This window comes from Microbacterium sp. 67-17 (assembly GCF_001898325.1).
Classification (GTDB): Bacteria; Actinomycetota; Actinomycetes; order Actinomycetales; family Microbacteriaceae; genus Microbacterium; species Microbacterium schleiferi.
The window spans coordinates 1-9,215 of the sequence record NZ_MKTR01000018.1; the positions used below are offsets into that span (position 1 = coordinate 1).

Annotated in this window: 8 protein-coding genes and 2 pseudogenes; 6 read left to right on the forward strand and 4 right to left on the reverse strand. The window is 68.4% G+C overall.

Annotated features, from left to right (window positions below; translation table 11 throughout):
• Together BGO47_RS08465 and BGO47_RS08470 are read left to right on the forward strand one after the other, a co-directional pair.
• Nucleotides 1-199: pseudogene (locus tag BGO47_RS08465) on the forward strand (hypothetical protein); the annotation flags it as partial.
• On the forward strand, nucleotides 196-2,007 hold the full coding sequence (locus BGO47_RS08470; RefSeq protein WP_292710622.1) for a type IV secretory system conjugative DNA transfer family protein: 1,812 nt from the start codon (nucleotides 196-198) through the stop codon (nucleotides 2,005-2,007). The pseudogene BGO47_RS08465 and the gene BGO47_RS08470, both read left to right, overlap by 4 nt.
• Before the next feature lie 11 nt (nucleotides 2,008-2,018).
• Here BGO47_RS08470 and BGO47_RS08475 read toward each other — a convergent pair whose 3' ends face one another.
• The 4 genes from BGO47_RS08475 to BGO47_RS08490 all read right to left on the reverse strand — a co-directional run bounded on the left by BGO47_RS08475 (nucleotide 2,019) and on the right by BGO47_RS08490 (nucleotide 5,345).
• Complete coding sequence (locus tag BGO47_RS08475) at nucleotides 2,019-2,369, reverse strand: hypothetical protein (RefSeq protein ID WP_138172282.1); 351 nt, start codon at nucleotides 2,367-2,369, stop codon at nucleotides 2,019-2,021.
• Between the two features lie 122 nt (nucleotides 2,370-2,491).
• Entirely contained in the window at nucleotides 2,492-3,091 is a 600-nt protein-coding gene (locus BGO47_RS08480) for a signal peptidase II (RefSeq protein WP_229381995.1), read from the reverse strand.
• Nucleotides 3,088-4,989, reverse strand: a complete 1,902-nt coding sequence (locus BGO47_RS08485; RefSeq protein WP_292710634.1) for a cation-translocating P-type ATPase — start codon at nucleotides 4,987-4,989, stop codon at nucleotides 3,088-3,090. The genes BGO47_RS08480 and BGO47_RS08485 overlap by 4 nt, the downstream gene beginning before the upstream one ends.
• On the reverse strand, nucleotides 4,986-5,345 hold the full coding sequence (locus tag BGO47_RS08490) for a metalloregulator ArsR/SmtB family transcription factor (RefSeq protein WP_045246602.1): 360 nt from the start codon (nucleotides 5,343-5,345) through the stop codon (nucleotides 4,986-4,988). Before BGO47_RS08490 ends, BGO47_RS08485 begins: the two co-directional genes overlap by 4 nt.
• A gap of 271 nt (nucleotides 5,346-5,616) precedes the next feature.
• Here BGO47_RS08490 and BGO47_RS08495 point away from each other — a divergent pair, with 271 nt between their 5' ends.
• The 4 genes and pseudogenes from BGO47_RS08495 to BGO47_RS08510 all read left to right on the forward strand — a co-directional run.
• Complete coding sequence (locus tag BGO47_RS08495; protein ID WP_048809344.1) at nucleotides 5,617-6,057, forward strand: single-stranded DNA-binding protein; 441 nt, start codon at nucleotides 5,617-5,619, stop codon at nucleotides 6,055-6,057.
• A gap of 9 nt (nucleotides 6,058-6,066) precedes the next feature.
• Nucleotides 6,067-6,681 (forward strand): hypothetical protein, encoded by a 615-nt coding sequence (locus tag BGO47_RS08500; RefSeq protein WP_102209673.1) that lies wholly within the window; start codon nucleotides 6,067-6,069, stop codon nucleotides 6,679-6,681.
• A 138-nt stretch (nucleotides 6,682-6,819) separates the two neighbouring features.
• Nucleotides 6,820-7,344, forward strand: a complete 525-nt coding sequence (locus tag BGO47_RS08505; RefSeq protein ID WP_045246583.1) for a hypothetical protein — start codon at nucleotides 6,820-6,822, stop codon at nucleotides 7,342-7,344.
• Nucleotides 7,345-7,643: 299 nt separating this feature from the next.
• Nucleotides 7,644-9,215: pseudogene (locus tag BGO47_RS08510) on the forward strand (helicase); the annotation flags it as partial.

A 9,215-nucleotide genomic window follows, 5' to 3' on the forward strand; every position in this document is an offset into this window, starting at 1 on the left:
GCGCGCACTCCAGAATGGCGAGGGCTTCGTACCGGGCGAGGATGTGGCCGTAGCGGTCATCGTCCGGCACGCCGCGGCAAGCGGCGACGGAGCGGCAAGGGCTCAGATCGAGCCGGGTCTGCTCGATCTGAGCCCCACGCACGAGGTCATCCTGCTCGGCCGCGTCTCGGGCACCTGCGTCATCGGACACCCGGCATGACCAGTTCGTCACCGCGAGCCAGGGCGTTCGGCGACGAACTGACCAACGTCGCCCTCGGCGCGCTCATCGGTGCGATGCTGCTGGCCGGTGCGCTGCGCTTGGCCGGGAGCATCGCTGCGTTCGTCACAGTTGCGCCCCAGCCTGCGGCAGGTCTCGAAGCGGGAGTCGGCGTGGTCTTCCACCCCGATGACCCCGGCTCGGCACTCGGCTCCGCGTCGCTCAGCCCGGTCGCCTACTGGATCACCGTCGCACTCCTGCTCACTGCCGTCGGAACGGCGACGTGGTTCATCTGGCGATGGGTGCGCGAGCTGGGCAAGCGGACCAAGGCCGACCCGAACCGGATCGAGGGAATCGCCGAGGGGCGCGATGTGCAGCGGGCCGCATCCGAACGCGACCTCCTGCGTCGAGCGAAGACCCTGCGCCCCTCGCTCACCGACCCGAAACCCGAGCAGGTCGGCTACCTCCTCGGCACTTCGCGCGGCAAGCGCGTGTGGACATCCGTGGAGGACTCGATCCTGCTGATCGGCCCGCCGAGATCCGGCAAGGGCGCGAACATCGTCATCAACACCATCCTCGACGCGCCCGGTGCGGTCATCACGACCTCGACCCGGCCAGACAACCTCACGGCGACGCTCCGCGCCCGCCAGTCGCACGGCGGCCCAGTCTCCGTGTTCGATCCCCAGCACCTCGCCGAGGGCGTGCCCGCGGGTCTGCGGTGGTCACCGATCCGCGGGTGCGAGGTGCCCCTGACCGCGATGATCCGCGGCACAGGTCTCGCCGCGGGAACCGGGCTCTCCGGCCCCTCTGTCGAGAACGGCGGATTCTGGGAAGGCAAGACGCGCACGGCGCTACAGGCGCTTCTGCACGCCGCGGCGCTCGATCACCGGCAACCCGCCGAGCTATTCCGCTGGACGCTCGACCCTGCGGCTGCGGCGGATGCCGTCTCCATTCTCGCGTCGCACCCCCACGCCGCGACCGGATGGGCCGAGTCGCTCGACGGGATGCTGCAATCCGACCCTCGCACCCGCGACTCCATTTGGCAGGGCGTCTCGCTCTCCCTCGCCTCGCTCGCCGACCCACGGGTGCTGGAGGCGGTCAGCCCCAGCGAGGACGAGCAGTTCGACCCCGAGGCGTTCCTGCGCGGGTCCGGCACGCTTTACCTGCTGGCGACAGGAGCCGGAGCGGGGGCGTCCTCGTCGCTCGTCGCGGCGTTCATCGAAGACCTCGTAGAGACGGCTCGGCGCATCGCCGCGCGCTCGCCGGGCGCGCGGCTCGATCCGCCTGTGCTGCTCGCGCTCGACGAGATCGGGAACCTCGCGCCTCTGCCTTCGCTTCCGGTCCTCATGGCGGAGGGCGGCGGCACCGGGCTCACGGTGATGCCCGTGTTCCAGTCGCTCGCCCAGGCGCGAGGTCGTTGGGGCGACGACGCCGCGACCGCGATGTGGGATGCGAGCATCACCAAGATCGTCCTCGGCGGCGGGACGGACACACGGCACCTCCAGGACATCTCCACACTGATCGGCGAACGCGACGAGACGACTGACTCCGTGACCATCGGGGAGCGCGGCTTGCGCTCGAACCAACGCTCGATCCGCCGCGTCCCGATCATGAAGGTCGAAGACATCCGCACCCTGCCCCAGTGCACCTCGCTCGTGTTGCTGCGCTCCGCGCCGCCGATCATCACGACCATGCGTTACTGGCTCCATCGGCCGGAAGCCGAGACGCTGCTCGCCCAGCGCGCCGAGGTCGAGGCGATCATGCGGCCGGGCACCGCAGGGATAGGTGAGGCAACAGTCACCGACGACTGACTGTGAGGAGGCTAGATCGGCCAGTCTTTGTGCAGCTGCGAGCCGATACCAAGCGAACTCAGGTCCGCGGTAACGGCAAGCCACAAGTCATTGAAGATCTGGTCGGCGTCGCCCGTCCAGTCGTTTGGAATCGGGGTCGGCGAATCGACGGTATACGAGACGACGTATCCCGGAGCCGAGTAGTCGTCCCAAGTCAGCGAGACGTTGAGCCTCGCGTTCTCCAGTTTCACGTCGTCATCACCGTCGCCGAATCTGTCGGCGACGTACTCATAGTCGTATGAGAACTGGTAGGAGTCATCCTGCTTCATCGAACGCAGGTACTCGTCTTCATCCTCGAACTCTTCGCCGGTCGAGTTGTTCACGAACGACACTGGACGACCTACCTCTCGCGTTTGTAGGGACCGCTCAGAAATGTCCATCTTCGCAGCGGCAGGACGCGGAAGTGACAGGCGGAATGTCCTCGAAAGCCGCCGCGAGCATGCTTCTAGATGTCTTTCGGAGTCGATCTGTGCTCGTCGGGCTGATGACTCGACCTTCTGCCCTTCGACTGCGAGACGTAGAGGAGTATGCCGAGGGCGACGCCGACACCGAGGATGACGTCGGCAAGGTTGCCGATGAACAGGTTGCCGTAGGCGAGGAAGTCGGTGACGTGGCCGCGACCGAATCCGGGTGGGGCGAGCAGGCGGTCCAGGAGGTTGCCGACCGCGCCGCCCCATAGCAGGCCAATCGCGACCGCCCACCCGGCGGTGCGGGCGCGCGTGGCGGCGATGAGCAGAGCCACGGATGCCGCGGCCGCGATGATGGTGAGCAGCCAGGTTGAGCCGGATCCGAGGGACATGACGGTGCCGGGGTTGAACGCGAGCTGCAAGCCGAGCCAGTCTCCGAGGAGTGGGATGCGGGCTTGTTCGCTGAGCCGTGAAAGGGCGAGTGCTTTGGTTCCCTGGTCGATCAGCACCGCCCCGGCAGCGACGGCGCACGCGATCAGGAATAGACGTGGTCGGACGCGCGAGCCAATAGGGCCGGCGGAATTCATTTTCACGGCATCCGCCCTTCCCTGCGCGAGGCCATGAACGAGACCGGTCATGCCTTCGTGCGCCGCGCCGCGCGGAGCCCGTTGAGGATCACAATGACCTCCGCGACTTCGTGCACCAGCACCACGGCGGCGAGGCCCAGAATGCCGGTGATCGCCAGCGGCAGCAGGATTGCGATGATCGCGATGGACAGCACAACGTTCTGGTTGATGATGCTGCGGCCGCGACGGGCGTGAGCGAGAGCCTGCGGGATGAGACGCAGGTCGTGGCCGGTGAACGCGACGTCGGCGGACTCGATCGCAGCATCCGCGCCCTTGGCCCCCATCGCGATCCCCAGGTCCGCGGCCGCGAGAGCGGGGGCGTCGTTGATGCCGTCCCCGATCATCGCGGTGGGCTGCGACTTCGACATTTCCGCGACAGCGGCGGCCTTGTCCTCGGGACGCAGTTCGGCGCGCACGTCGCTGATGCCGGCCTGTACGGCGAGGGCCGCGGCGGTGCGGGCATTGTCGCCGGTGAGCATCGTCACCCCGATCCCGCGCCGGTTCAGCGTGGCGATGACCTCAGGAACCTCAGGACGCAGCTCGTCCCGCACCCCGATCGCGCCGACTGGCTGGTCGTTGCGGTGGATGATGACAACGGTCATCCCCTCGGACTCCATCGCCTGCACTTCGTCGGCCAGCGTGCCAGCGTCTAGCCAACGTGGACTCCCTACGGCGAGACGAGCTCCGTCGAGGGTGCCGACAATGCCGTGGCCGGCGGTCTCGCGGACGTCTGTAGCGGCCGGAGCGCCGGGAACCGCGTTGGTGATCGCTGCGGCGAGGGGATGCGTGCTGTGGCCTTCCAGGCTCGCTGCCCATGCCAGCACACCATCCTGGGTCGCGCCGGTGGTGACGACATGGGTAACAGTGGGCTTGTTGCGGGTCAGAGTGCCGGTCTTGTCGACGGCGAGGTGGCGGATGCCACCGAATCGCTCGAACGCGGCACCGGACTTCACAACCACACCGAACTTTGACGCGGCGCCGATGGCAGATACGACGGTGACCGGGACAGCGATCGCCAGAGCACACGGCGACGCTGCGACCAGCACGACCAGAGCACGGGTGATCCACACCCCGGGGTCGCCGCTCAGCAGCGACCCGAGCACGCCGACCAGCACGGCGAGGATCATCACGCCGGGAACGAGGGGGCGGGCGATGCGGTCGGCCAGGCGGGCGCGGTCGCCCTTCTCGGCCTGCGCCTGCTCGACCAGTTCCACAATCGTGGTGAGCGAGTTGCCGGTGCCAGCGGCGGTGGCCTCGACCTCGAGGACGCCGGTGGTGTTGATCGACCCGGCCGACACGTCAATGCCGGGCTCGACCTCGACCGGGATCGACTCGCCTGTGATCGCGGACGTGTCCAGGCTGCTCCGCCCGGCACGCACGATGCCGTCTGTCGCGATCCGTTCGCCCGGCCGGACAACGAGCACATCGCCGACACGCAGCTCCTTCGCCTCCACCTCCGTGGTGGCGTCGCCGCCCTTGACGAGTGCGGTGTCGGGCACGAGCTTCAACAGTGCCCGCAGCCCTGCGCGGGCGCGGTCCATGGCCTTGTCTTCCAGCGCCTCCGCGATGGAGTACAAGAACGCGAGTGCGGCGGCCTCCTCGACGTAGCCGAGGATCACCGCCCCGGTGGCGCTGATCGTCATGAGCAGGCCGATACCGAGCTTGCCCTTGGTGAACAGTTTGCGCAGCGCGCCCGGCACGAACGTGTACGCGCCCAGCAGCAGACCGATCCAGAACAACACCAGACCCGCGGTCTCCGCGCCGGTCCACTCGCACACCAGACCGGCGGCGAACGCGACGCCGGAGGCGATCGGGATCAGAACGCTCGGGCTCCGATACCACGGCCGGTGATCGTCATCATCGTCGTCGAGGTCGACGTGTTCGGCTTGCGAGCCCGTGACCGCGCTCACGCCCGAACCTCCCCCGCCACGCAGCCCTCGACCCCGCAGTCCGGGTCCATGCATGGCACGCTCTCGTCGACCGCGAGCGTCACATCAACCAGCGCCGTCAGCGCGCGCGCGAGGTGCGGGTCTGCGACCTCGTACCGGGTCTGCCGGCCCTCGGGCTCAGCCACCACGATCCCGCACCCGCGCAGACACGTCAGATGGTTCGACACGTTCGAGCGGGACAGCCCCAAATCACGAGACAGCACCGCCGGATAACTCGGGCCGGTCAAGAGGGTCAGGAGGATCCGAGAGCGGGTCGGGTCGGCCATAGCTCGGCCGAGCCGGTTCATCACATCGAGTCGATCGGCAATAGTCAGCACATGCTGACTATACATCAGTGGCTGTACTCGGTCTCGCGCTTGCACCTTCGCTCTTCGACCCGCGATCCTCCCGGAAGATGTCCCGGATAGACATCTCGTGGACATTTCCTCCACGAAATGGACATTTCCGAAGAGTCCCTACAGCGTTCTCTGCCCAGGCGACGCTCGCCTCTCAGCCATGTCATCACAGTAGCCCGGGGCGCGGACGGTCGAGCTTGCGCACCTATCGGGTAGCAGTCCTCTCTCGGCAGGAGAAGTTAGGAGCATCCCGATGCGAACCAAAGAGTCCCTGTGGGGCTTCTTCGCCAGCGACCCGCAACTGTCCTTCAACGAGAAAGGAGAGGCGCGACTGTTCGCCTGGATCGGTCAGGAGCAGTTCGAGCGCAACCCGGACGGCTCGTTCACCCAGGGCGAGACGAAGTTCTACCCGTTCAAGATGTTCCGGAAGACCGCGGAGCACGCCTACGAGAAGTTCGCGCGCGGCGACACCTTCGTCGCCAGCGGGCACGTCCAGAAGTTCAGCTACGAGAAGAACGGCGAGACGATCAGCGGCGAGGAGTTCATCGCCACGCACATCGGCCCCGATGCCGCCCGCACGAGCTACGCCGTCGATCGCGGCCGCTCGCGCACGCAGCACGTCGAGAGCGCAGCCATCGAAGCGCCAGACCCGACCATCCCCCAGCAACCGTCACCCCGTCCGATGACGCTGTGAGGCCGCGTCATGACCACCGACGAGACGCTGTTCCCGCCCGATGACCCCGACTTCGATGTGCCTCCGCTCGAGGAACCGGAGCCCGAGCCGGTGACACCTTCGCCGAGGCCGGCCAAGGAGCCGGACGCCGAGGCGAAGGACACGCCGGAGCCGCCGCGCCCCGTCAACTGGAACATCCTGACCGCGGCCGAGGCGCAGGTGGAGTGGCTGGAGCTGAACGCCTTCGTGAACTGGCTGCGTCACGAGTTCGGCCTGAGCGTGAACGTCGTGCCGCCGTTCTGGCATCGGCACCCGGAGCTGGTGTGGCCGCTGTCGGCGCTGCGGCAGCACTACCTCAACGCCTACGACAAGAAGCAGCACGGCTCGGCACCGTTCGGCTGGTGGCGCGACTTCTGGGCGTTCGTGCCGCAGCTTCGGGACGCGGTGACCGCGTGCGGCACGAAGCTCAACACCGACCGTCCGACGCGGCAGGCGGTGTGGCCGGGCGAGGACGAGCATCCCATGCTGGTGGAGACGGTGATCCCCGACCGGGATGCCGACTTCACGCAGTTCGTCAAGGACGACGTGGCTCGCAGGCAGGCCATCGAGGACGAGTTCTACGCCCATCTCGCGGCGGAGCAGTAGGGCGCGGGCGGTGACGGCGAATGGCGCGGCAGCGATCCCGGAAGCCCTGGCCGGGGCAACTGGAGTTCGACCTGTGGGGGCTCGACGAGCCCGCCGCCGACACCGCGCTCGCCACCGCTCGCGAAACCGGGGCAGGCGATGAACAAGTACGGGCAGATGGCGCTGGAGCACTGGCAGGCGACAGCTCCGAGCCGAGTGGCGGAGCTGAGCGATCCGGCGACGTTCTTCGAGACGCTGGGCCTGGAGATGCAGGCGCAGGTGACGAACCTCGCGTCGATGCTGGCGGGCAGCGACCGGCAGGGGGAGACTTTCTTGCAGAAGGTCGCCCGGCTGACAGCGGCCCGGAGACAGGCGGAGGAGGTCGTGATGTCGCAACTGGCGTGGGTCACCGACCCGAGCCTGCCGCTGGATCAGGCACGGGAGGAATGGGAGCAGACCCGTCCCTCCGACGAGAACCTGGTCCTCTGGGCCGAGCGGATGCAGGACTGCCCGGATTCGATGCCCTCCTCCGTGGAGTTGGAGGAGATGGCGAAGACGTGGGCGCTGCCGGTCGAGTTCCTGCTGGAGCTCGTGGCGACGGAGCCCCCACGGGAGTACATGCGGGCGAACCGGGCGACGCTCGCCGAGGCGGCGACGATCCGCTTCTTCCGCGAGCTGCGGTAGCGCCTCGGTTCGTTCCCGCCTCGCAGGACGACCTTGGCCCCTCGGGCGCGAAGGCACGCTATCGGGCGAACGTGGAGGCGATCCACCTCATCCACGATCTGAACTCGACGGGTCGCCCCGCGTCTCCAGAGGGTCAGCGCGTGCTCGCCCGCTGGTCGAGCTGGGGCGCGATCCCCGAGGTCTTCGATGATCTGAAGCCCGAATGGGATGCCGAGCGCGCTGAGCTGCGCGAGCTGCTGAGCGACGACGAGTGGGATGCCGCCGCGCGCACGACGATCAACGCGCACTACACCGACCCGATGATCGCCCGGCAGGTGTGGCGGCTGCTGGACGGGCTGGGGTTCCGCGGCGGCGCGGTGCTGGAGCCCGGTTCCGGCGCGGGTACGTTCATCGGCCTCGCGCCGGCGTCGGCGCAGATGACCGGGGTGGAACTCGATCCACTGACGGCGGCGATCTGCGCCGAGCTGTACCCGCACGCGACCGTCCGCGCCGAGTCCTTCGCCGACACCCGACTGCCTGAAGGACACTTCGACGCAGCCATCGGCAACGTGCCGTTCAGCAGCGTCACTCTGCACGACCCGCTGCACAACGCGACCCGGCAGTCGATGCACAACCACTTCATCATCAAGTCGCTGCGCCTGACCCGGCCCGGCGGAATCGTCGCGGTGCTGACCTCGCACTTCACGATGGACGCGCAGAACCCCGGCGCGCGGCGGGAGATGAACGAGCTGGCCGACCTCGTGGGCGCGATCCGCCTGCCCACCGGGGCGCACCGCCGCGCCGCAGGGACGGAGGTGGTGACCGACCTGCTCGTGTTCCGGCGGCGACCGGAGGGCGAGCAGATGCGCGACGACGCCTGGGAGACGGTCGCGCAGGTGCCCATCGACGGCGTGCCGATGCGGATCAACCGCTACTTCGACGAGCACCCGGAGCAGATGCTCGGGGAGGTCGGCGTCGGCCACGGGATGTACGACGCGGCCACGCTCACCATCACGACCGATCTGGCTGACTTGGAGGCGGAACTCGCGGTCGCCGTCGACCAGATCGTGTTCTCCGCGCGCCGGGCCGGGCTGACGATGACCGAGCGCACCGCCGAGCAGCAGGCGCGCCGGGCAGCGTTCACCCCGTCGGCGCCGGAGCTATGGGACGGCAGCATCGTGGCGAGCGAGACCGGCGGCTTCCGCACCGTTGTCTCCGGCTCGCTGGAGCCGCTTGCGGTGCCGAAGTCCGCCGAGCGCGAGCTACGCGCACTGCTGCGTCTGCGCGACGGGGCATCCCGCCTGCTGACCGCGGAAGCGGCGAGCGTGGACGACACGCCTGACATCGTGCTCACCCGCACGACGCTGCGCCGCGACTACCTGAAGTACGTCGGCACCTACGGGGCGCTGAACCGCTACACGCTGCGCCCCACCGGGCGCACGAACGAGGACGGCGAGGAGACCTTCGCGCGCATCGTGCCGACACCGATCCGGCTGCTGCGCTCCGACCCGTTCGGTCCCCTGGTGCTCGCGCTGGAGCAGTTCGACGACGAGGATCAGTCCGCGTCGCCTGCCGCGATCATGAGCCACCGTGTGGTGGTGCCGCGCGCCGAGGTGCAGGGTGTCGACAGCCCGGCCGACGCCATAGCGGTCAGCCTCGACCGCACCGGCCGCATCGACATCACCCTCGTCGCCGATCTGCTCGGCATGAACGACCGCGAGGCGCGCGCGGCGCTGGGAACGCTCGTGTTCGCCGATCCGGTCACGAACCAGCTCACCCACGCGCCGGAGTATCTGTCGGGCGACGTGCGGGTCAAGCTCGAAGCGGCACGGCTCCGCGCCGAGGACGACCCGGAGTTCCAGGTCAACGTCGATGCGCTCGCTGAGGTGTTG